Genomic DNA, 21,866 nt, shown 5'->3' with positions numbered 1-21,866 from the left:
CGGAGGCGCGGCACGGCCGCCGCACGCACCGGCGGGCGCCCGCCCGCTCAGCCCGGATGGCCCAGCGCCCTGCCCAGGATGCCGGTCAGGTCGGCCGTGTCCGGGAGGGTGCCGAAGGCGTGGCCCCAGTCGCCGCCGAGACGGGTGGCGCAGAAGGCGTCCGCGACCGCGGGCGGGGCGTGCCGCACCAGCAGGGACGCCTGCAGGGTGTGGGCCATGGCCTCGACGAGCCGGCGGGCGCCGGTCTCGGACGTGGAGGCGAGACCGTCCCTGAGCCGGCCCACGGCCGCGTCCAGCCGGGCGTCCGCGCCCCGGGCGAGGGCGAGTTCGGCGAACAGGGCGTCGGCGGTGCGCGGGTCGCGCGCCAAGGCCCGCAGGACGTCGAGGGCGTTGACGTTGCCGGAGCCCTCCCAGATGGACAGCAGCGGCGCCTCGCGGTAGTGGCGGGGCATGCCGGAGTCCTCGACGTAGCCGTTGCCGCCCAGGCACTCCAGGGCTTCGGCGGTGAAGGCGGGGCCCCGCTTGGTCACCCAGTACTTGCCGACGGCCGTGGCGATCCGGCGGAAGGCCCGCTCGCCCTCGTCCCCGCGCACGGCCCGGTCGGCCGCCCCGGCCAGACGCAGCGTGAGCGTGGTGGCGGCCTCGGACTCCAGCGCCAGATCGGCCAGCACGTTGCGCATCAGCGGCTGGTCCGCGAGGCGGGCGTCGAAGGCGCTGCGGTGGCGGGCGTGGTGCCCCGCCTCGACCAGCGTCCTGCGCATGAGTGTCGCGGACGCCATCACGCAGTCCAGGCGGGTGCAGTTGACCATCTCGATGATGGTCTTCACGCCCTGCCCCTCCGGCCCGACGCGCCAGGCGACGGTGCCGTCGAACTCCGGCTCGGAGGAGGCGTTGGACCGGTTGCCGAGCTTGTCCTTCAGGCGCTGGATGCGGAAGGTGTTCCGGGTGCCGTCGGGCAGCACGCGCGGCACCAGGAAGCACGACAGGCCCCCCGGTGCCTGGGCCAGCACCAGGAACACGTCGCACATCGGCGCCGACGTGAACCACTTGTGCCCGCGCAGCGTGTACACGCCCGGCTCCGCGGTGGGGGTGGCCGTCGTGGTGTTGGTCCGGACGTCGGAACCGCCCTGCTTCTCCGTCATGCCCATCCCGGCGAGCAGCCCGCGCTTTTGGGCCGGGACGCTCAGCCCCGGCTCGTACACGCGGCTGGTGAGCAGCGGCTCGTACACCTTGGCCAGTTCCGGCTCGCGGCGCAGCGCCGGGACCGCCGCGTAGGTCATGGACGTCGGGCAGCCGTGCCCGGCCTCGCTGTGGTGCCACACCAGACCGCCCGCGGTCCGGGCGACGTGTGCGCCCGGCCGGGGGTCCGCCCAGGGTGATCCGGCCAGCCCCTCGGTGACGGCGACCCGCATCAGCCGGTGCCAGTCCGGGTGGAAGTCCACCTCGTCCACGCGGTGGCCCCAGCGGTCGTGGGTGCGCAGTTCGGGCTCGTGCCGGTTGGCCCGTTCGCCCCATTCCTGCGCCTCGGCGCCGCCTGCCAGCAGGCCGATCCTGCGGATGTCCGCCTCCGCCCAGCCCGCGCCCTCCCGGCACAGGCCCTCCAGGAGGGCCGCGTCGTCCGCGGCGTCGTAGGGGGCCAGGGGCGGGGCCTGGTTGGTGACGTCGTGCGTCACGTGCTGCTCGTACCGGTGCTGCGCGGATGTCGGGACCATACCCGAGTGTTGCACTAATCCTGCGGTCGCAGCAATGATGCAACATCCGGTGTCGGGCCGTACAGTGGCCGGGCCATGCACCGCCACGACTCCCCGGCCTCCCGATGACCGCCCCGGCCCGGCCGGACCCCGTCGTCCTGCGCCCGCTGTCGGCGCGGTCCGTCGTGCTGAGCCTGCTGCTCGGGGCGGACCCGCCCGAGCTGACCGCGAAGGACCTCGCACGCGTGGTGGAGCCCTTCGGCGTCGGCGGGTCGACACTGCGTGCCGCGCTCTCCCGGATGGCGGCGGCCGGAGACCTGCGCCGCACGGCGGCCGGCTACCGCATCGGGGAGCGGCTGCTGGAGCGCCGCCGCCGCCAGGACGAGGCGGTGCGTCCGCACACGCGGGACTGGAACGGCGACTGGGAGACGGTCGTCGTCACCGCGACGGGCCGCAGCCCCGCCGAACGCGCCGCGCTGCGCGCCCGGCTGGCCGCCCTGCGGCTCGCCGAACTCCGCGAGGGCGTCTGGCTGCGCCCCGCCAACCTGTCCCGGGAGCTGCCCGCCGGTCTGGAGCAGGTGGCCGAACTGGCCATGAGCCGCCCGGCCCGGTCCCCGCGCGAGCTGGCCGCGCGCCTGTGGCCGGTGCGGGCCTGGGCCGGCACGGCGTACGCGCTGCTGGAGCACGGGGAGCGGGCGGACCGGCCCGCCGAACGACTCACCGCCTACGCGGCGATGGTCCGGCATCTGCTGGCCGACCCCGTCCTGCCGGACCCGCTGCTGCCCGCCGGCTGGCCGGGGCCGGCCCTGCGGGCCGCGTACGCCGGCTACCGGCGGGAGCTGGCCCGGCAGGCCCGCACGGGCGGGTCCGCCGTCCGGTGCCCCGAGTGACCGGGTCCGGCCGGATCAGGCCGACGCCCGGTACTGGTCCGGCGTCCGCACCTCACCTCCGAGCTGCCGGGCCGCCGCCCGGGCCCAGGAGGGGTTGCGCAGCAGCTCGCGGCCCAGCAGCACGGCGTCCGCCTCGCGGTTGGCGATGATCTTCTCGGCCTGCGCGGCGTCGGTGATCAGCCCCACGGCGGCGACGGGCAGCGTGCTGCCGGCCTTGACCTGGGCCGCGAAGGGGACCTGGTACCCGGGGCCGGTGGGGATCCGGACGTCGGCGACGTTGCCGCCGCTGGAGACGTCGAGCAGGTCCACGCCGTGGGACCGGAGGTCGCCGGCCAGCCGGACGGTGTCCTGCGCGGTCCAGCCGCCCTCGTCCAGCCAGTCGCTCGCCGAGACGCGGAAGAACACCGGCCGGTCCTGCGGCCAGACCTCCCGCACCGCGTCGACGACCTCCAGGGCGAAGCGGGCGCGGCCTGCGTAGGAGCCTCCGTAGGCGTCGGTGCGGCGGTTCGAGTACGGCGAGAGGAACTCGTGGATCAGGTAGCCGTGGGCGCCGTGGATCTCGACCACCTCGAAACCCGCCGCGAGCGCCCGCCGGGCCGCGTCCGCGAAGAGGCCGACGATCTCCTTGATCCGCTCGACGCTCAGCTCCTCGGGCGTGGTGTGCCGCTCGGTGAAGGGCACCGCGCTGGGCGCCACCGGCGTCCAGCCGAGGTCCCGCGGGCCGAGCGGCGTGCCGCCCTTCCAGGGCCGGTCGGTGGACGCCTTGCGGCCGGCGTGCGCCAGCTGGACCGCCGGGACGGTGCCCTGGGCGACGAGGAAGCGGGTGATCCGGCGGAACGCGGCCACCTGCGTGTCGTTCCAGAGGCCGAGATCGTAGGGTGAGATGCGGCCCTCGGGGCTCACCCCGGTCGCCTCCACGACGATCAGGCCGGTGCCGCCGGCCGCGCGGGCCGCGTAGTGCGCGAAGTGCCAGTCGTCGGGTGCGCCGGTGCCGGGGCCTTCCGCGGCGGCCGAGTACTGGCACATCGGGGACATCCACACACGGTTGGGGATGGTCAGTTCACGCAGGGTGAAGGGCTCGAAGAGCGCGGTCACGGCGCCTCCAGTTCGTCATGGGCCGGGCCGGTGCGATACGGCTCGTACGATATCCCTCGTAGTACGGCGGATGTCAAACTACGAAGAGTCTCGTACCATGCAGGCATGACCGCGACCGCGCCCCCGGGCCCCCGAGAGCTGCCGCACCCGACCCGTGAGGAGATCCGGCTGGAGGCGGTGCTGCACGCCCTGGCGGATCCGCTGCGGCTGCAGATCGTCCGCGAGCTGGCAGCCGTCGGCGGCGAGGAGCTCAGCTGCTCGCAGTTCGACGTGCCGGTCGCCAAGTCGACCACCACGCACCATTTCCGGGTGCTGCGGGAGGCCGGTGTGATCCGGCAGGTCTACCGGGGCACCGCCAAGATGAACGGCCTGCGCGACGACGACCTCGACGCGCTCTTCCCCGGGCTCCTCGGCGCCCTGCTGGTCGCGGCGGCCCGTCAGCCGGGGCCCGGCGGCAGCGGCTGACCGGGCGCGGAGGGCCCGGCGGGTGCCACCGGGCCGAGGGCCCGGCCCCGCGCGGCGTCCAGCAGCGACGTCCAGTCCGGGAGCTTGACCGGGCCGCGGCCCAGGGACGCGCCCAGACGGGCCTCCGCCCGCTCGATCGCCTGCCACCCCGCCCAGTCCACCGGGTCGGCGCCCAGCGCCCGCAGTGCCCTCAGCGGGTCCTCGGGAACGTCCCGGCCGAGCAGCAGCGGCGCGTCCTGGAGCAGCGACGTCGCCGTCTCCTTCGCGCACGGCCGGTTCGTGCCGATGACCCCCGTCGGACCCCGCTTGATCCAGCCCGCCACGTACTCGCCGGGCGGCGCGGCCCCTGCCCGCAGGACCCGGCCCGCGCGATGCGGCACGGTGCCGGTGGCCTCGTCGAACGGCAGCCCCTCCAGCGGCACTCCGCGGTAGCCGACCGAGCGCAGCACCAACTGCGCCTCGACGTCCAGGAACTCACCCGTTCCGAGCACCGAGCCCCGCCCGTCGGGGGCCGTCCGCTCGAAGCGCACCGCGCCCACCCGGCCGCCGTCCGCGAGGAGTTCGACGGGGCGCAGGAAGAAGCGCACCTGGATCCGGCGGGCCGCGTCGTCCGGCGGCGAGGTCCAGCCGCGCAGGACCTCCATGTTGCGCCGCTGTACGGCCGGCAGCGCGGACGGATCGGCGGACGCCGGGTCCATGGCCAGCTCGGCCGGATCCACGGCCACGCCGGTCCCGGTGAGGGTGCCCAGCTCGCGCAGCTCCTTGGTGGTGAACCGGGCCTGGGAGGGGCCGCGCCGGCCGACCATGTGCACGTGGGTGAGCCGGCTCGCGGTGAGTGCGGTGAGCGCGGCCTGCGGCATGTCCGTACCGGTCAGCTCGGCCGGGCCGCGGGCCAGGATCCGGGTGACGTCCACGGCGACGTTGCCGAGGCCGATGACGACGGCCGACCGCACACCGCGCACGAAGGCGTCGTCCGGGGCGTCCGGATGGGCGCTGTACCAGGACACGAACCGGGTCGCCGACCAGCTGCCCGGCAGATCCTCGCCGGGGATGCCCAGATGCCGGTCGGTGGCGGCGCCCACGCAGTACACCACCGCGTGGTACAGCTCCCGCAGCCGGGCCGCGGGCACGCCTTCGGGGCCCACGTGGACGCCGCCGAGGAACCGTACCCGCTCGTGCTCCAGCACCGTCCGCAGGGCGTTCTGCAGCGACTTGATCTTCTCGTGGTCCGGGGCCACGCCGTAGCGCACCAGGCCGTACGGGCAGGGCAGCCGGTCCAGTACGTCGACCCGCACGGCGGGATCCCGCTGGACGAGCGTCTGCGCGGTGTAGACCCCGCTGGGTCCGGAACCGACGACGGCGACACGCAGCACTGCGCAACTCCTTGTCCCGGGGTGTGGCAGGAGATCGCTGACGCCTCCAGCATCGCACCGGCGGGCCCGCCGGGGGAGGGGGCGGGCCGGGGCCGGCCCGTTGCGGGGGCGGGCTGAGCCGTCGGAGTGCCGGACGCGCGTGTCCGCTCTGTCCTTTCGTATGGAATGTGATGATGCGGTTACGTTGCGTGTGTGCTAGAAGCATCCTTTCTTAATCTTTCTGACCGCCGTTTCGAGGACGGCGCGGTGTCCGTGTGGCCCGCGTGGGAAGTGCAGGAGAGCGACGGGGCCACGTCCTGGTTCCAGGTGCGGCTCGGCTTCGCGGACGGCGCCCGGGTCGACGCGCTGGCCGTGCTGAGCGCGGGATGCCTGTCCATCGAGGACGTGCGGGCCCACCCGGCTCTCTCCCTCGCCGACCTCACCGTCCTCGCCGACTGGATCGAGGGCCCGCTGGCCGAGGCGTGCGGGATCGAGATCCGGGAGGAGGGGGCGCCGGACCGGTGGCCGGATGGCGGTGCCTCGTACGACGGCGCCCCGTACGACGGCGCCTCGTACGGTGATCCCCGGTACGGCGATCCCCCTTGCGTCGGCTCCGCGTCCGGCGGAGGCGACGGCGGAGCCGGTGCCGGGGGCGGCTCCCGGGCCGGTGCCGAGGGCCACCCTGCCGGCCCGCCCGACCTGCACGACCCCGCCGAGGTGGACGACCTCGGCGGACTGGCGGACCGGGCGGGACTTCCCGACGGTCCGGCTCCGCGCCGTGCGCGCCCGTCCTGGCCGCGCGGCGTGGAGGGGTGCTGGCTGGCTGCCGAGGAGTACCGGGCGGCGCAGGAGGACGGCCTCGATCCGGTCCTGGCCGTGATGTGGGCGACCGGGCACAGCCGCCGCAGGTCCCTGAAGCTGATCGCCCAGGCCCGGGACGCCGGGTTCCTGACGCCACGTCACGCGCGGCGCTGAGGCGGCGCGTCCGGCGCGTCCGGCGCGTCAGGTACCTCGTGCGGATGCACCGGATGCACCGGATGCACCGGATGCACCGGACGCGCCGGACCGGGCGTCAGCGATCGGCGACCGAGCCGTGCCTGCTGCCGTCCCGGTGCGGCGTCGCTTACAGCGCACCGGCGCGGCGTCCCCGGTGCGGCCCCGGCCCGGCCCGGCGGGGCCGGGTCCCGTCCGCCTCAGGGCATGTCCCGCATCCGCGAGATCTCGCTGGTCTGCTGGGCCACGACGTCGTCGGCCATCTCCTCGACCTGGATGTTGTTCCCCCGGGCCTTCACCTCGGTGGCCATGGTGACGGCCCCCTCGTGATGAGTGATCATCAGCTTCAGGTACAGCGCGTCGAATTCCTCGCCCCGCGCCGCCCGCAGCCGTGTCAGCTGCTCCTCGCTCGCCATGCCGGGCATCTCCGCGTGGTCGTGCTCCTCGCCCCGTTCCGGCAGGCCGTGTGCGGTGAGCCAGCCCCTCATGGCGCCGATCTCCGGCTCCTGCGCGGCCTTGATGCGCGCGGCGAGCCGCTTCACCTGCGCCGATCCGGCCTGTTCGGGGGCGAGTGCGGACATCACGACGGCCTGTTCGTGGTGCTCGATCATCATGCGGACGTACGACACGTCGGCGGAGTTGGGACTGTCGTCCTCGGCCCGCCGGGTCGCGGCCTGCTCCGCCGACAGGGTGCGGTTGTCCTCGCCCGGCAGGCCGGGCTGAAGCACGAAGGGCCCGCTCGGCGCCACGGCGGCGGCGTCGTCCGAGTCGCAGCCGGTCAGGGCGAGCGTCGCGGCCAGGGCGAGCGCGGCCAGGGCGGCGAAGGGCACGGTCGTGAGCGGGACGCGGGACGTGCGGCGGACGGGCACGACGACCTCCTGTGGCGGACGGGACCGGGACGAGCACTACCCGGCCGGTGCCCGCGGCACTCCTCCCCGGCCGGTGTGTCCGGCCGTCGAGGCGCCTCCAACCGGGCTGAAAACGCCGGGAGTTGTCCAGGGAGGCACTGTTGATCTGTGCATGATGAGTTCGATACTTCGGGGGTCCGAGCACCGTTTCGACGTGCACGGCACTAGGGAGGAAGCAGTGACCCTGTCGAACCATCCCCGAACACGGCGCAGAGGCCGGGGTGCCGCCGCCGCGGCGGCCGGACTCCTCGCCGCGCTGCTCACGGCCCACCCGGCGAACGCCACCCCCGACCCCGGCGACGCCCCCGTGACCGGCACCGGCGTGTCCCGCGGCGTCGAGGCCCAGGTCCGCGAGGCCATCGCCGAGGGCGAGGTCCCCGGCCAGGACGAGGTCGTGCACTCGGCCAACGTCGAACACGTCGCGAACGTCCCCAAGGACCTGCTGCCGGGCACCAACTCGGACCTGGCCTTCCAGGGCCGCTACGCCTTCGCCGGCAACTACGACGGCTTCCGCGTGTTCGACATCAGCGACCCGGCCCGCCCTCGCACGGTCGCGCAGGTGCTGTGTCCGGGCTCCCAGAACGACGTCTCCGTCTCCGGGAACCTGCTCTTCCTGTCCACCGACTCCTCCCGCAGCGACAGCAGTTGCAACAGCACCACGCAGCCTGCGACCGAGAAGTCCTCCTGGGAGGGCATGAAGGTCTTCGACATCACCGACAAGGCGAACCCGAGATACGTCGCCGCCGTCGAGACCGCGTGCGGATCGCACACCCACTCGCTGGTGCCCGAGCGCCGCAACGTCTACATCTACGTGTCCTCGTACTCGCCCAACGCCGCCTACCCGGACTGCCAGCCGCCGCACGACGGGATCTCCGTCATCAAGGTGCCGCGCAGGGCCCCCGAGAAGGCTCGGGTCGTCAGCTTCCCGGTGCTGTTCCCCGGTGACGGACCCGACGGCGGCGGCAACCCCGGCCCGCCCACCAACCCGGGCGTGTCCAAGACCACCGGATGCCACGACATCACCGTCCTGCCCTCCGAGGACCTCGCCGCGGGCGCCTGCATGGGCGACGGCATCCTGTTCTCGATCAAGGACCCCGAGCACCCGAGGGTCCTCGACCGGGTCCAGGACAACGTCAACTTCGCCTTCTGGCACTCGGCGACGTTCAACCGGAAGGCGAACAAGGTCGTCTTCACCGACGAGCTCGGCGGCGGCGTCGGCGCCACCTGCAACGAGGCGACCGGAGCCACCCGCGGAGCCGACGGCATCTACGACATCGCCGGCCGAGGCAAGCACCGCAAACTGGTCTTCCGCAGCTACTTCAAGATCCCGCGCATGCAGGCCGGCACCGAGAACTGCGTGGCCCACAACGGCTCGCTCATCCCCGTCAAGGGCCGGGACATCATGGTCCAGGCCTGGTACCAGGGCGGCGTCTCCGTCTGGGACTTCACCGACTCCTCACGGCCCCGGGAGATCGCCTACTTCGAGCGGGGCCCGCTGACCACCGACCGGCTCAGCGTCGGCGGCTCCTGGTCGGCGTACTACTACAACGGCTACATCTACTCCAACGACATCGCCAAGGGCCTCGACGTGCTGAAGGTCCGCGACCGGCTGACCGACCCGGCCCGCCGTGTCCACCTCCGCGAGCTCAACGTGCAGACCCAGCCGGACTACTTCGACTGACACCGGCTAGGGCGTGTTTCGAAAGTCCCGCCTGCCTGGCGGCGTCTGGCACGCACGCTCGCCGCGTTGTCGGGCTCGCCCCGATACATCCAGTATCGGGGCGACCCTCCGCCTTGCGATCGCACGCACCAGACGCCGCCAGGCCTGCCCTTCGGGCAGACGACGCTACTTTCGAAACACGCCCTAGTCCGCCGTACCCACGCCTCCCGCGCCCCCCGGGCCCCGCGTGCCCCCCGTGTGTCGCGTGCCACCCGTGCTCCGTGCGCGGTCCGGGCCGGTGGCGGACCGGGTGCCGGTGGCGAAGAACCGCGACAGATCCCCGTCGCACCTCCCGCCGGGCACCTCGGTGTCCGGCGGGGCCCCCATCTCCCGGTCCAGGCCGTAGCGGCGGAACAACTCCGCGCGCAGCGGCCCGATCGGCATGCCCACGTTCGGCAGCACCATGGCGTACACCGCCCCCATCAACTGGGCGCGCAGCATGGGGTACTCGACGTCCGGGTCGCCGCAGCCGAGCCGCTTGACGGTGTCCCGCAGCAGTTCGGCGAGCCGCTGCTGCTCCACGCACCGCACAAAGCCCTCCGCGTCCAGCAGGCCGGCCATGTGCTGGCGCATCAGCACCGTGCGGTCCCGGGCCAGTCCCAGCACCGCGTCGATCGCCCGCGCCATGCGCTCCCGGCCGTCGTCGGTGCGCGGCTCCCGCTCCAGCGCCTCCTCCAGCGTGCGGTGCATCAGCCGGTGCACCGCGGACTGCACGAGCTGCCGCTTTCCGGGGAAGTAGTACGAGACCAGACCTCGCGCCGAGCCCGCCCGGTCCGCGATGTCGCCGAGTGTCGTGGCGTCGTAGCCGCGCTCGTTGACCAGCTCCACGGCCGCCTGCAGGAGGCGTTCCCGTGAGCGTCGGCGCAACTCTTCATTGACCTGGGCGCTGCGCGGGGACATCCTGGACTCCTGCGTTGACTGGCTGCCAGCCAACTATACTCAGCGCATCGGGTTCCGCCCTGCCCGGGGTGCGCTCCCGAATGCCGTCCGCCTCGGGCGACGCGGGGGATCGTCCGAGGCGGACGGCTCTTTTCACGGTCCCGCACCGTGTCGGCGCCACGTTTTCACGTCCCGGGCGGCCCACCGGAACAGCGGCCCGGAGAACCTGCGGAACCCTAGAAACCGCGGAACCCGTGGAACCCGTGGAACCCGTGGAACCCGTGGAACCCGTAGAACCCGGACGGCGCTGCGGCCGTGCGCGGAGTCCGCGCGGCCGTGCCGCGCGGACGCGGCGGAACCGGCAGGTCTCCGCGTGGTGTCAGCGGGCCCGCCGGGGCGGGGGCGGGAGCAGGCGCCGGTGCACCGCCACCGCCAGCGCCACCACCGTCGCACCGAGCAGCCAGCCGCCGGCCACGTCCGTGGGCCAGTGCACGCCCAGCCACACCCGGGTCAGTCCGGCACCGAGGACCGAGAGCGCGGCCAGGGCGGCCGCGGCGCGGAGCACGGCCCGGCTCACGCCGTAGCAGAACAGCAGCCACAGCAGCAGACCGCACACCACGGTCGCGGTCATGGCGTGCCCCGACGGGAACGCCGCGTAGTGGGCGGAGTCGACGGGGTCGGACCAGACGGGGCGGTCACGGCCGACGGCGGCCTTGAGGGTCTGCTGCACCCCCGTGCTCACGGCGACCGTCACCACCAGCCACAGTCCCGTCCACCACGCGGCGTGCCGCAGGACCAGCCACGCCACGGCGAGGGTGACCAGGACCCGCATGGTCTGCGGGTCCCACACCCAGTCGGTGAGGACGCGGGCGACCCGGGTGACCGCGGGGTCGGCGACGGCCCAGCCGTGGGCGGCGCGGGCGACCGACCGGTCGGCGGCGGTCAGCGGGGACCACCCCACCGCGACGAGCGCGGTCAGCAGCGCACAGCACACCGCCAGGCCGCCCGCGAGCCGCTCCGCGCCGCCGGGGCGCGGGGGCGTGGCGGGGGTGACGGTGTGCGTGGGGGTCATGGGACGATCCTCGCCCTGCCGTGCGGTCCGGACAACAGCCGGGTGGCGGCGGCGCCGTCCGCGCCACCGCTACCCGAGTGCCCGAAGTCCCGGGACGAACGCCACCAGCACCGGCACCACCGGTACCAGCGCGGCCGCCGCCGTCAGCCGCAGCCTGCGGCCCGCGGTGAGCCGCCGGGGAGCCGTGAGCAGCCGGTCCACCCGCCGGGGGACCTCCGTGCGACCCGCCGGGCAGGGGCCGAACACGCCGCGGCCCTCGTTCAGCTCCACCAGCGCCAGCGCGGTCGTCAGCCGCCCGAACCGGCGGGAGGCCGTGTCGTCGGCGGCCAGCTCCACCAGCCGGTGCATCTCCGCCCGGAACGCCGCGAACACCGGTACCTGCCCGAACCCCGCGGCCAGCGCGGACGAGCAGTGCAGCAGCCAGTCGTGACGGGCCTGGGCGTGGCCCATCTCGTGCGCGAGCACGGCGTCCAGCTGCCGCCCGGTCAGCCGGCGCAGCGCACCCGTCGTGATCACCAGACGGGGGGTGCCGCCCGGCAGCCACCAGGCGTCCGGCCGCTCGCTCTCCAGCACCACCAGCCGTCCGCGGCCGGGCTCCTCACCGGGCAGTAGCGGAGCACGCACCAGCATCCCCGCCCGGCGGCTGCGACGCCTCGCGGCCGCCCGCAGGACCTCGCGCACCAGCATCGCCGCGCTCCACAGCCCGCCCAGCGCGAGCGCCACGGCGGTGACCGCCGCCCAGGGCCCGTCGGCCGTGCCGAGCGCATAGGCCTCCACGACCGGGCGCGGCGCCGGGGCGAACAGCCGGCCGCGCACCGCCTGCCAGGCGGCCGCCGCGCTCAGGGCCATCGACAGCGCACAGCACAGCAGCACGGCCGCCACCACGCACTGCCACACCCACAGGGCCAGCACCGGCTCGCGGTCCGGCCAGTCGGCCCGCGCCAGCATGCGGGGCGCGACCACCGCGGTCAGGGCGCCGAGCAGCAGCAGTGCCACGGGGACCATCATGTCCACCACCCTATGAGCGCGCGCCCGCCCGCGGGTACGGGCCGCCCTGCCAAGTGACGCAGACCACGGCGCCGTTCGGCCCGCGGCGACGCGCGCGCACGGTGCCGCCCCGGGCGGTCCGCGAGACCCGGGCCGTCCGTGCGGGGGTGCGGGCCGCGGCGGACCGCGGGGCTCACATCGCCGGCAGCATCGCCACCATGGCGATGCCCATCGCGAGACGGCAGACCCGGGCCAGTTCCGGCCGGTCCTCCCAGGCGAGGGGTCCGCCGGGGACGCCCGGTGCGCCGGGCACCGGCACCAGGCGCGCGCCCGACAGCAGCACGTAGCCGGTGAAGTACACCAGCAGGACACCGGTCAGCAGCGGGACACCGGCACCGCCGTGGCGGTGACCGCCGGGCGGGGCCGCCATGGCGAGGGCCATGTAGACCATGGCCGCGTCCCCCACCAGATGGTGCAGGTGGTGCGCGCTGCGGCGGGCGGCCCACAGGGCACGCAGCGCGGCCACGCCGAAGACCGCGGCGAGGACGGGCCACACCCACCGCGGCGGGGTGACCGCGCTCGCGGGCACCGCCATGGCGGCCATGCCGAACCCCATGAGGGCCTCGGCGCCGGCCGTGCGGCGCTGCTCCTCGACCCTGCTGCGCAGCCGCAGCAGGCAGTACGCACCGGCCGCGGCGCACAGCGCGACCAGCAGCCAGCCCGGTGGCGCCGGTCCGTGCACTGCTACCTCCCCGCGTCGGCAACCGCCCCAGCGAAGCGATGCCCGTACGGGGCGGGAGGTACGCGAAGGGAAGTGGCAGCGGGTGAAGGCAGCGGAAGCGCGGGGGGCGCGCGGCAGATCCCGGCGCGCCCCGCCGCCCGCCGCCCCGTCGCCCGCCGCCCCGTCGTTCTCGCGCCGCCCCGCCGCCCGCCGCCCGCCGCCCCGTCGTTCTCGCGCCGCCCCGTCGTCCTCGCGCCCCGGCGGCGGCGGGGTGCGAGGACGGCGGGGTGCTTCAGAGGGCCGGAGCCCGCGGCCTGCGGGGGGCGGGCCTCACAGACCGGGCCGGTAGCGCAGCGGGTGGTCCGCGGGGACCTCGACCAGCACGATCCGGGTGCCGTCCGGGTCCGCGATCCACATCTCGATCAGCCCCCACGGCTCGGTGACCGGGGGCCGCTCGATGACGACGCCCTTGTCGCGCAGTTCCCGGTGCGCCGCCGCCACGTCCTCGACCTGGAGCCACAGCCGCATCGCCGGCGAGGGCTCCTCCTCCTCGCAGCGGCCGGACAGTTCCAGGAAGCCGCCGCCGAGGAAGTAGACCGTGCCCCGGTCCGGGCCGGTGCCGAACTCGCGGTGGACGGCGAGGCCCAGGGCGTCGCCGTAGAAGGCGCGGGAGCGCTCGGGGTCGCGGGGGCGCAGCAGGATACGGCCGCTCAGCACATGCACCATGACCCGGAGCGTAGTACCGGCGTTAGGCTCCTGGTGTCCCAGCCGCGACACACACCGGAGTTGTGCCCATGGAATCCGCCGCCACCGCCACCGCACTGACCTTCCGGGACGCCACCGGTGCGGACGTGGACACGCTGGTCGCCCTGATCGAGTCGGCGTACCGGGGGGACTCCAGCCGGGAGGGCTGGACCACGGAGGCGGACATCCTTCAGGGCCAGCGCACCGATCCCGAAGGCGTGCGGGCGGTGATCGAGTCGCCGGACAGCAGGCTGCTGACGGTGGAGCGGGACGGCCTGGTCGTGGCTTGCTGCCAGCTCGAACGCCGCGGCGAGCACGCGTACTTCGGCATGTTCGCGGTCAGTCCCGCCCTGCAGGGCGCCGGCCTGGGCAAGACGATCATCGCGGAGGCGGAGCGGCAGGCCCGCGACGTCTGGGGCGCGGCCGAGATGCACATGACGGTGATCTCGGTGCGCAGCGACCTGATCGCCTGGTACGAGCGGCGCGGCTACCGCCGTACGGGACGGATGACGCCCTTCCCGTACGGCGACGAGCGCTTCGGCGTTCCGCAGCGGGCCGACCTCCAGTTCGAGCTGCTGGTCAAGCCGCTGGCGTGAGGGCACCGGGGTCGCTGTCCCGGGGCCGCTCCGGCGCGGGGGACCGGGCCGGGGGTGACCGGGGCGGGTTCCGCGTCAGGCCGTGAAGCGGCCGGTGCGTTTGATGTCCGGGTAGTCGGTCGTCGCACCGTCCAGTTCCAGGGCGCGTACCAGCCGCAGGTGGGTCTGCGTGTTGACGACCCAGCCGACGATCCCGAGGCCCGCCGCACGGGCGTGCTCCACGATCTCCAGGGTCAGCCTGCGGATGTCGAGGCAGAGCGTGCCGGCGCCCACGGCCAGCGCCCGCTCCACGACGTCCGTGCCGACGCCGCTCCTCCCGTCCTCCCCGCCGGCCCGCACGCGGGAGTGCGGCAGGCCGTCGACCAGTGCGGTGCGTACGCCGGGCACCAGCCGGGCGATCTCGGCGACCGCCGCGTCGTGGAAGGAGGACACCTCCACGCGGTCGGCGAGGCCGCGGGCCCGCATGAGCTCGGCGAGGACCCGTGCCGCCGCGGTGTCCTTGATCTCGGCCTGCAGCGGAGCCCGCACCGCGTCCAGCACCTCCTCGAACAGCGGGATGCGCTCGCCGCGCCCGGCATCGAGTGCGCGCAGCTCGGCCAGGGTCTTGTCGGCGACGGCGCCGGAGCCGTCCGTGGTGCGGTCCACGTCCTCGTCGTGCAGGACCACGAGGGCCCCGTCCTTGCTGAGGTGCAGGTCCAGCTCGATGACGTCCAGGCCGGCGCGCTCGGCGGCCACGAAGGACCGCAGGGTGTTCTCGGGCTCCACGCCCATGATTCCGCGGTGACCGATGGTGACGAAGTTCAAGGGGTACCTCGCTTCCGTCGACGGCGGCTCTGCGCCGTACGGACCGGGGCGGACGTCCGCACGGCAGGTCCCGCAGCCTAGTGTGCCGGTCCGGGGATGAACCCGCTCGTGACGAACCCGGGCTTGGCCGATTCCCGCTCCTCTTCCGTCCTCCCCGCGACACCGGCCGTCCATGCCCGGGACACGGCCCGGCTACTCCGCCGTAGCGGGTTTCGACAGGAAAAAGTGAGGTAGAAGGCGGGTGTGAGCAGGAGATTTTTCGGGGACCCCCCTTGCTCGAAGAAACGGCGTATGTCTACGGTGTCCCCACGAGAGGATCTCCCGTGGAGGATGGGACATGACGGAAATTCTTGTGCAGGCGGCGGCGGGGGAGCGGATTCCTCCCACGACCAGGGTGATTGAGCACCCGGCGTGGCCGGTGCTCAAGGATGCCGTGGAGCAGATCCGGCCATGGCAGTCCAAGGACGGGTCGATCGACTTCTCCGCCGAGGGCGCTCCCGGGCGTGCGGCGGCCGAGGCCGCGGTGTCCCGGATCGTGGACGCCGTCGAGGCGCTGTCCCCGCTGCTTCCGCACGACGCCGCGTACCACGCGGCTCTGGCCGGCGATCTGCGCCGCTGGGCCGACGGCGGCTTCGGGGTGCCGGACTTCCTCGACTCGCTGCTGGCCTTCCAGCCCGCCGCGAGCCGCGCGGACGGCCTGCAGCACCTGGTCGTCTTCCCGATGTACACGCAGAACGGCAACCCGGACCGCAACCTGGAGGCGGTCGTGCTGCGCATGGTCTGGCCCGACTGGCTGGCCGAGCTGGAGCGCACCCGCTACGACAACCCGCTGTTCTGCGGCATCAAGTTCGAGGACTTCACGGCCGGCTACGACACCAACTCCGCCGTCCTCTTCCCCGAGACGATCGCCGTGCGCGAGGCGCCGGAACGATTCACCTGGGGCGGCATCTTCTGCGACCGCGAGGCGGCCCGCTTCCGCCGCGTCTCCGAGGCCGCCGTCGGCATCCTGGGCCTGGAGCTGCCCGAGGACATCGCCGCCATGCTCGACGACCAGAAGCGCTGCGAAGAGGCCTTCGTGCTGTGGGACATGGTCCACGACCGCACCCACAGCCACGGCGACCTGCCCTTCGACCCCTTCATGATCAAGCAGCGCCAGCCGTTCTGGATGTACGGCCTGGAGGAGCTGCGCTGTGACCTCACCGCCTTCAAGGAGGCCGTGAAGCTGGAGGCCGACGGCGTCCCGCAGGCCCGCGACGTGCAGTACGCGGTCCTGTTCGACCGCATGTTCCGCTTCCCCGTCACCGGCGACCGGGTACGCAACTACGACGGCCTCGGGGGCCAGCTCCTCTTCGCCTACCTGCACAAGCACGACGTGGTCCGCTGGACCGACAACAAGCTCTCCATCGACTGGGAGCGCGCCCCGCAGGTCACCAACGAGCTCTGCGCCGAGATCGAGAAGCTCTACCGCGACGGCATCGACCGTCCCAAGCTCGTCCACTGGTTCGCCGGCTACGAGCTGGTCTCCACCTACCTCGCCCCGCACCCCGGCTCGAACTGGGCCAAGGGCCCCGACGCCCTCGACCTGTCCCTGCCGCCGCGCAAACTCGTCGATGACGTGCTTGCGGACGAGTTTCCGCTGAGCATGTTCTATGAGGCCCTGTCCAAGAAGCTGAAGAACGTGATCGCCTCCACCAAGGGCATCACGGCGGACAGCGCCGAGCGGGTCGCCGCGTGAGCGACGACCGGCGGACCGAGAACACTGCTCAGGAGGCGAAGATCATGGGGAACGGGGCTCTCAGCGGTGCGGTGATCGCGGTCGCCGGAGCGGGCGGGCCGGCGGGCCGCGCCGCCCTGCGGCGACTGGCCGAGGCGGGCGCGACGGTCGTCGGCGCGGACAACGATCCGGAACGGCTCGCGGAGGCCGTGGACGCGGCCCGCTACGCGTCCGGCGGCGCCGCCGTCACGGGCGAGACGGTCGACCTGCTCGACCTGGACTCCACCCGCGACTGGGCGATCCGCACCGAGAAGGAGTTCGGGCACGTCGACGGCCTGGTCCACCTGGTGGGCGGCTGGCGCGGCAGCGAGACCTTCACCAAGACCAGCCTGGACGACTGGGACTTCCTGGAGCTGCTGCTCATCCGCACCGTCCAGCACACCTCCCTCGCCTTCCACGAGGCGCTCCAGCGCAGCGACCGCGGCCGCTATGTGCTGATCAGCGCCGCGGGCGCGAGCCGGCCGACCGCCGGAAACGCCGCGTACGCCGCCGGCAAGGCGGCCGCGGAGGCATGGACGCTGGCGATGGCCGACTACTTCCGCAAGGCCGGGGGTGAGCAGGGGCCGACCTCGGCGGCTGCGATCCTGGTGGTCAAGGCGTTGGTGCACGACGCGATGCGCGCCGAGCGGCCCAACGCGAAGTTCGCGGGCTTCACGGACGTCAAGGACCTCGCCGAGGCCATCGTCGGCGTCTGGGACAAGCCCGCCGCGGAAGTGAACGGAAACCGTCTGTGGCTCACCGAGCAGCCGTGAACCCCCCGAAGACCGACGCGCGCCGCCACCACGACCCGGAGGTCCGGGGCTTCGCCAGCGACAACTACGCCGGGGCCCACCCGGAGGTGATGGCCGCCCTCGCCCTGGCCAACGGCGGCCATCAGGTCGCGTACGGCGAGGACGCGTACACCGAGAACCTGCAGCGGCTCGTGCGCAGCCACTTCGGGCCCACGGCCGAGGCGTTCCCGGTCTTCAACGGCACCGGCGCGAACGTCGTCGCACTCCAGGCGGTCACCGACCGCTGGGGCGCGGTGATCTGCGCCGAGAGCGCGCACATCAACGTCGACGAGGGCGGTGCGCCCGAGCGGATGGGCGGCCTGAAGCTGCTCACCGTGCCCACCCCGGACGGCAAGCTCACCCCCGAGCTGATCGACCGGCAGGCCTGGGGCTGGGAGGACGAGCACCGTGCCATGCCGCAGGTGGTCTCGATCACCCAGAGCACCGAGCTGGGCACCCTCTACACGCCCGACGAGATCCGCGCCGTCTGCGAGCACGCCCATGCGCACGGCATGAAGGTGCACCTGGACGGCTCCCGGATAGCCAACGCCGCCGCCTCCCTCGACGTGCCCATGCGGACGTTCACCAACGCGGCCGGGGTCGACATCCTCTCCCTGGGCGGCACCAAGAACGGCGCCCTGTTCGGCGAGGCGGTCGTCGTCATCAACCAGGACGCCGTCCGCCGGATGAAGCACCTGCGCAAGCTGTCCATGCAGCTCGCCTCCAAGATGCGCTTCGTGTCCGTGCAGCTGGAGGCTCTGCTCGCCAGGGACCTGTGGCTGCGCAACGCCCGGCACGCCAACGACATGGCCCGGCGGCTGGCCGAGGGCGTGCGCGCGGTGCACGGCGTGGAGATCCTCTACCCGGTGCAGGCCAACGGTGTCTTCGCCAAGCTCCCCAACGACGTCAGCGAGCGGCTGCAGAAGCGCTTCCGCTTCTACTTCTGGGACGAGGCCGAGGGCGTCGTGCGCTGGATGTGCTCCTTCGACACGACCGAGGAGGACGTCGACGCGTTCGTCGCCGCGCTCAAGGAGGAGATGGCGCGCTAGCCCCTCACGCTGTGCATGGATATGCGGTTGCCTGAAAAGTCATTGACTGCCGGGTGGCCGCATTCCTACGCTCTGCGGCCATGGAGCTGATTCAGAACACCTCTGACCTCTCCGCCTACTTGGCGGCGGACGAGGTCATCGACCATCACCGGCCGACGGTCCGGGCCCTCGTCGACCGGATCGCCGCCGAGGTCGCGGACTCGTATGAGTATGCGCAAGCGGCCTTCGAGTACGTGCGGGACGCCGTGCTGCACTCCGCCGACTCCGCCGACTCCGGTGACCCGCGCGTCACCTGGCGCGCCTCCGACGTCCTGGCCCGTCGGACGGGCGTCTGCCACGGCAAGGCCCATGCCCTGGCCGCTCTGCTGCGGGCGCAGGACATTCCGGCCGCCCTGTGCTACCAGCGGCTGCGGCTCGACGACGGCCGGGGGCACTGCCTGCACGGGCTGGTCGCCGTCCGGTTCGGCGGCGCCTGGCACCGCCAGGACCCGCGCGGCAACAGGCCGGGCGTCGACGCCCGGTTCTGCCTGGACGGCGAGCGTCTGGCCTTCCCCGTCGACCCGGGCCTGCACGAGGTGGACTACCCCGCTCTGTACGCCGCGCCGCACCCGGCGGTGCCCGGGGCGCTCAGGGCCGCACCGGACCGGGAGCGCCTGATGGAGGCGCTCCCCGACGTGCTCTAGGACGCCTCCGGCGGGCTCAGCGCGCCTCGGAGGCGCGTACCTCCTCGGGGGTGGGCGCGGTGCCCCCCAGGTGGGCGGGGAGCCACCAGGAGTCCTCCGGGCCCTTCGGGCGGGCCGGGTAGGCGCGCTGCGCGGCCTCCAGCAGCTCCTGCACCCGCTCGCGCAGCTGGCGGGTGATCGCGCCGGCGTACTTGTCGCGGGAGGCCTCGATCGCCTCGCCCACGCGGATGGTGATGGGGATGTGGCTGCGCTTGAAGTTGCGCGGGTGCCCCTTGGTCCACAGGCGCTGCGTGCCCCACACGGCCATCGGGACCAGCGGTACGCCGGCCTCCTGGGCCAGGCGCGCGGCACCGGACTTGAAGCCCTTGAGGGTGAACGACGGCGAGATGGTGGCCTCGGGGAAGACGCCGACGACCTCGCCGGAACGCAGCGAGTCCAGCGCGTGCCGGTAGGCGGCCTCACCCTGCGCGCGGTCCACCGGGATGTGCTTCATGCCGCGCATCAGCGGGCCCGAGATCTTGTGGCGGAAGACCGACTCCTTGGCCATGAAGCGCACCAGGCGCTTCTGCGGCAGCGCGGCCAGGCCGTCGAAGATGAAGTCCAGGTAGCTGATGTGGTTGCTCACCAGCACGGCACCGCCCGACCGGGGGATGTTCTCCGATCCCTTGCAGTCGATCTTCAGGTCCCACACCTTGAACATGGTCAGGGCCAGGCCGACGACGGGGCGGTACACGAGCTCTGCCATAGGGGGGACGGGCCCTTTCTGCTCAGCCTGGGAAAGGGGCTCCCGGCGGGAAAGTTACGCAGCCGTAGGTGTACGGCATCTCGCAGATCGTGCCCCAAGAACGCCTGTGGAGCCAGCCCGCGTGCCCGTCCCGGGCGAGATCCTCGTCACGTCCACGCCACCTCCACCTCGCACTTTGGGGAGCTCTTTACTCCGGGTGCGATGGTCGCAGCGGGCTCCGGCCGCAGGGCCGTCGAGCCCCGCGCGAGCGGGACCCCATGCCTGGCCGGGAATCATTGCGGGGCCGGGAGCGCTTGCGTCTGCGGGGGCGCGCACCCGCGCACCCGCGCACCCGCGAGCGGCAGGTGAGCACGCGGTGCCCCGGGGCGGCGCAGGACGGCGGAGCGCTCCGGGACCGGATGCTCCGGGACCGGGCGCTCCGGGACCGGACGCTCCGGGGCCGGGCGAGGAGCGGAAGACCGGCGCGCGGCGCGGGACCGGGCGCAGCGCCGATGACGAGAAACGGAAGACGAGGGACGGAAGGGGAGTACGCGGGTGCGCGGGCGCGACAAGGGCAGCAACGGCAGCAACGGCAGCAACGGCAGCAACGGCGGCAACGGCGGCAACGGCGGCACGGGCGACCAGGACGACAGGGACGCCGACGGTTGCGAGGGCGGCGAGGGCGGCAGGGCCGTCGGTGCCGCCGTTGCCGTCGAGGCCGGCGAGGGGGCGGTGCTGGGCCCGGCCGAACTGGGCGGGGGGCTGGGCGAGCGCGCCACGCTGGTGCAGTTCTCCAGTGCCTTCTGTGCGCCGTGCCGGGCCACGCGCAGGGTGCTGGGGGAGGTGGCGGCCATGGTGCCCGGGGTGGTTCACCTGGAGGTCGACGCCGAGGCCCGGCTGGAACTGGTGCGGGCGCTGGACATCCGCGCGACTCCGACGGTGCTGGTCCTCGACTCCGGGGGGCGGGTCGTGCGCAGGGCCGGCGGGCAGCCGCGCAGGGCGGATGTGATCGCGGCCCTCGGGGCCGCGGTCGGGCAGCGGTGAGGGGGCCCGCGGAGGGCCGGGGCGGCCCGGTGCGCCGACGGGTGCCGGACAGCGCGAACTTGCGGGTGCCGGACGGCGTGAACTTGACGCGGCGGCCCCCTTGTCGTCAGCCTGACCTCCATGCCGTCCCCGATCCTGCTGACCCGCCGGGTGCACATCGACCTGGCCCGTACGTCGAGCGCGCGCTGTCCGGGCCGCTGAGCCCCCGCGATCCGCTCCCCTACGGCAGAAGGACAACTCCATGACGGCCCTGTCCGGCCTCGGTACCCCTCAGCTCGCCTCCGCCGACCTGCTGCGGTCGGTCTTCCGGCGGCACGCCGCGGGTGTCGCGGTGATCACCGCGAGTGGCCCGGCGGGTCCCGCCGGCTTCACCGCCACCTCGCTCACCTCGGTGTCCGCCGAGCCCCCGATGATCTCCTTCGGCATCGGCACCGGCGGGTCCAGCTGGCCCGCGGTCGCCGAGGCCGAGCATGTGGGCGTGCACATACTCGGCGAGCACCAGCAGGAGCTCGCCGCCACCTTCGCCCGCAGCGGCGCCGACCGCTTCGGCCCGGCGACCGACTGGCGCGAGGGTCCCGGGGGTGTGCCCGTCCTCGACGGCGTGCCGGCCTGGCTGATCTGCCGGGTCGTCGCCCGGGTGCCCGCCGGTGACCACCGGCTGGTGCTGGCCGAGGTCGTCCTCGGCGATGCCTCGGGCGCCGGGCGTCCGCTCCTCTACCACCAGGGCCGCTTCACCGCTCTGCGGGATTGATCACGCCGTTCCCGCTCTGCGCGGCGGTCCGATTCCGGTTACGCTGCGTTGCGAAGGTCACAGTTCAAAGCGCTTGCTTAGTGGGAACGAACTGGGTGTACTGACGAGTAATATTTCGGTCGGAGCGCCGGGTCGCCCCGATCGGGACAGGCCG

Annotated in this window: 23 protein-coding genes; 12 read left to right on the top strand and 11 right to left on the bottom strand. The window is 73.7% G+C overall.

Going from position 1 to position 21,866, the window contains the following annotated elements:
• Positions 1-47: 47 nt before the first annotated feature.
• Complete coding sequence (locus AC5K6T_RS18595) at positions 48-1,712, bottom strand: acyl-CoA dehydrogenase family protein (RefSeq protein WP_493210417.1); 1,665 nt, start codon at positions 1,710-1,712, stop codon at positions 48-50.
• Between the two features lie 104 nt (positions 1,713-1,816).
• Between AC5K6T_RS18595 and AC5K6T_RS18590 the strand changes: the two genes are divergently transcribed.
• Positions 1,817-2,581 (top strand): PaaX family transcriptional regulator C-terminal domain-containing protein, encoded by a 765-nt coding sequence (locus AC5K6T_RS18590; RefSeq protein ID WP_493210415.1) that lies wholly within the window; start codon positions 1,817-1,819, stop codon positions 2,579-2,581.
• Positions 2,582-2,596: 15 nt separating this feature from the next.
• On the opposite strand, the gene AC5K6T_RS18585 is transcribed toward AC5K6T_RS18590, so the two are convergent.
• Positions 2,597-3,676 (bottom strand): NADH:flavin oxidoreductase/NADH oxidase, encoded by a 1,080-nt coding sequence (locus tag AC5K6T_RS18585; RefSeq protein WP_493210413.1) that lies wholly within the window; start codon positions 3,674-3,676, stop codon positions 2,597-2,599.
• Positions 3,677-3,781: 105 nt separating this feature from the next.
• Here AC5K6T_RS18585 and AC5K6T_RS18580 point away from each other — a divergent pair, with 105 nt between their 5' ends.
• On the top strand, positions 3,782-4,141 hold the full coding sequence (locus AC5K6T_RS18580) for an ArsR/SmtB family transcription factor (protein WP_493210412.1): 360 nt from the start codon (positions 3,782-3,784) through the stop codon (positions 4,139-4,141).
• Here AC5K6T_RS18580 and AC5K6T_RS18575 read toward each other — a convergent pair.
• Complete coding sequence (locus AC5K6T_RS18575; protein WP_493210410.1) at positions 4,114-5,514, bottom strand: FAD-dependent oxidoreductase; 1,401 nt, start codon at positions 5,512-5,514, stop codon at positions 4,114-4,116. The genes AC5K6T_RS18580 and AC5K6T_RS18575 overlap by 28 nt on opposite strands.
• 192 nt (positions 5,515-5,706) lie before the next feature.
• Between AC5K6T_RS18575 and AC5K6T_RS18570 the strand changes: the two genes are divergently transcribed.
• The gene (locus AC5K6T_RS18570; protein ID WP_493210408.1) at positions 5,707-6,468 is read left to right on the top strand and encodes a DUF6214 family protein; all 762 of its coding nucleotides are present in this window, start codon (positions 5,707-5,709) and stop codon (positions 6,466-6,468) included.
• Between the two features lie 218 nt (positions 6,469-6,686).
• Here AC5K6T_RS18570 and AC5K6T_RS18565 read toward each other — a convergent pair whose 3' ends face one another.
• Complete coding sequence (locus AC5K6T_RS18565) at positions 6,687-7,355, bottom strand: DUF305 domain-containing protein (protein WP_493210407.1); 669 nt, start codon at positions 7,353-7,355, stop codon at positions 6,687-6,689.
• A 217-nt stretch (positions 7,356-7,572) separates the two neighbouring features.
• Here AC5K6T_RS18565 and AC5K6T_RS18560 point away from each other — a divergent pair, with 217 nt between their 5' ends.
• The gene (locus tag AC5K6T_RS18560; protein WP_493210405.1) at positions 7,573-9,075 is read left to right on the top strand and encodes an LVIVD repeat-containing protein; all 1,503 of its coding nucleotides are present in this window, start codon (positions 7,573-7,575) and stop codon (positions 9,073-9,075) included.
• A 183-nt stretch (positions 9,076-9,258) separates the two neighbouring features.
• Here AC5K6T_RS18560 and AC5K6T_RS18555 read toward each other — a convergent pair whose 3' ends face one another.
• The 5 genes from AC5K6T_RS18555 to AC5K6T_RS18535 form a co-directional block, all read right to left on the bottom strand.
• Positions 9,259-10,014 (bottom strand): TetR/AcrR family transcriptional regulator, encoded by a 756-nt coding sequence (locus AC5K6T_RS18555; protein WP_493210403.1) that lies wholly within the window; start codon positions 10,012-10,014, stop codon positions 9,259-9,261.
• A gap of 358 nt (positions 10,015-10,372) precedes the next feature.
• Positions 10,373-11,065: a phosphatase PAP2 family protein gene (locus AC5K6T_RS18550; RefSeq protein WP_493210401.1), complete on the bottom strand. Its 693-nt coding sequence runs from the start codon at positions 11,063-11,065 to the stop codon at positions 10,373-10,375.
• 69 nt (positions 11,066-11,134) lie between these two features.
• Complete coding sequence (locus AC5K6T_RS18545) at positions 11,135-12,073, bottom strand: M56 family metallopeptidase (protein ID WP_493210399.1); 939 nt, start codon at positions 12,071-12,073, stop codon at positions 11,135-11,137.
• Positions 12,074-12,245: 172 nt separating this feature from the next.
• Entirely contained in the window at positions 12,246-12,794 is a 549-nt protein-coding gene (locus AC5K6T_RS18540; RefSeq protein ID WP_493210398.1) for a DUF5134 domain-containing protein, read from the bottom strand.
• Positions 12,795-13,103: 309 nt separating this feature from the next.
• Positions 13,104-13,499 carry a VOC family protein gene (locus AC5K6T_RS18535; RefSeq protein ID WP_493210396.1) on the bottom strand — a complete coding sequence of 132 codons (396 nt, stop codon included), beginning with the start codon at positions 13,497-13,499 and terminating at the stop codon, positions 13,104-13,106.
• Between the two features lie 68 nt (positions 13,500-13,567).
• Between AC5K6T_RS18535 and AC5K6T_RS18530 the strand changes: the two genes are divergently transcribed.
• Entirely contained in the window at positions 13,568-14,113 is a 546-nt protein-coding gene (locus AC5K6T_RS18530; RefSeq protein ID WP_493210856.1) for a GNAT family N-acetyltransferase, read from the top strand.
• Between the two features lie 75 nt (positions 14,114-14,188).
• On the opposite strand, the gene AC5K6T_RS18525 is transcribed toward AC5K6T_RS18530, so the two are convergent.
• Positions 14,189-14,917: a glycerophosphodiester phosphodiesterase gene (locus tag AC5K6T_RS18525; RefSeq protein WP_493210394.1), complete on the bottom strand. Its 729-nt coding sequence runs from the start codon at positions 14,915-14,917 to the stop codon at positions 14,189-14,191.
• 337 nt (positions 14,918-15,254) lie between these two features.
• Between AC5K6T_RS18525 and AC5K6T_RS18520 the strand changes: the two genes are divergently transcribed.
• The 4 genes from AC5K6T_RS18520 (at position 15,255) to AC5K6T_RS18505 (ending at position 19,193) form a co-directional block, all read left to right on the top strand.
• A complete protein-coding gene (locus AC5K6T_RS18520; protein ID WP_493210392.1) occupies positions 15,255-16,652 on the top strand; it encodes a DUF6421 family protein in 1,398 nt (465 codons plus the stop codon).
• Between the two features lie 44 nt (positions 16,653-16,696).
• Entirely contained in the window at positions 16,697-17,443 is a 747-nt protein-coding gene (locus AC5K6T_RS18515; RefSeq protein ID WP_493210854.1) for an SDR family NAD(P)-dependent oxidoreductase, read from the top strand.
• Positions 17,440-18,510: a threonine aldolase family protein gene (locus tag AC5K6T_RS18510; RefSeq protein ID WP_493210390.1), complete on the top strand. Its 1,071-nt coding sequence runs from the start codon at positions 17,440-17,442 to the stop codon at positions 18,508-18,510. Before AC5K6T_RS18515 ends, AC5K6T_RS18510 begins: the two co-directional genes overlap by 4 nt.
• 80 nt (positions 18,511-18,590) lie before the next feature.
• Complete coding sequence (locus tag AC5K6T_RS18505; RefSeq protein ID WP_493210388.1) at positions 18,591-19,193, top strand: transglutaminase domain-containing protein; 603 nt, start codon at positions 18,591-18,593, stop codon at positions 19,191-19,193.
• Between the two features lie 16 nt (positions 19,194-19,209).
• On the opposite strand, the gene AC5K6T_RS18500 is transcribed toward AC5K6T_RS18505, so the two are convergent.
• Positions 19,210-19,938 (bottom strand): lysophospholipid acyltransferase family protein, encoded by a 729-nt coding sequence (locus AC5K6T_RS18500; protein WP_493210386.1) that lies wholly within the window; start codon positions 19,936-19,938, stop codon positions 19,210-19,212.
• A gap of 711 nt (positions 19,939-20,649) precedes the next feature.
• Here AC5K6T_RS18500 and AC5K6T_RS18495 point away from each other — a divergent pair.
• The 3 genes from AC5K6T_RS18495 to AC5K6T_RS18485 all read left to right on the top strand — a co-directional run bounded on the left by AC5K6T_RS18495 (position 20,650) and on the right by AC5K6T_RS18485 (position 21,712).
• Entirely contained in the window at positions 20,650-20,961 is a 312-nt protein-coding gene (locus tag AC5K6T_RS18495) for a thioredoxin family protein (RefSeq protein WP_493210852.1), read from the top strand.
• Between the two features lie 120 nt (positions 20,962-21,081).
• Complete coding sequence (locus tag AC5K6T_RS18490; RefSeq protein WP_493210850.1) at positions 21,082-21,162, top strand: putative leader peptide; 81 nt, start codon at positions 21,082-21,084, stop codon at positions 21,160-21,162.
• Between the two features lie 40 nt (positions 21,163-21,202).
• Positions 21,203-21,712: a flavin reductase family protein gene (locus tag AC5K6T_RS18485; RefSeq protein ID WP_493210384.1), complete on the top strand. Its 510-nt coding sequence runs from the start codon at positions 21,203-21,205 to the stop codon at positions 21,710-21,712.
• The last annotated feature ends 154 nt before the right edge of the window (positions 21,713-21,866 follow it).

Source organism: Streptomyces sp. B8-7, from assembly GCF_058833805.1.
Note: the sequence above shows the minus strand (reverse complement) of the source record. Positions and strands in the feature narration are given on the sequence as shown.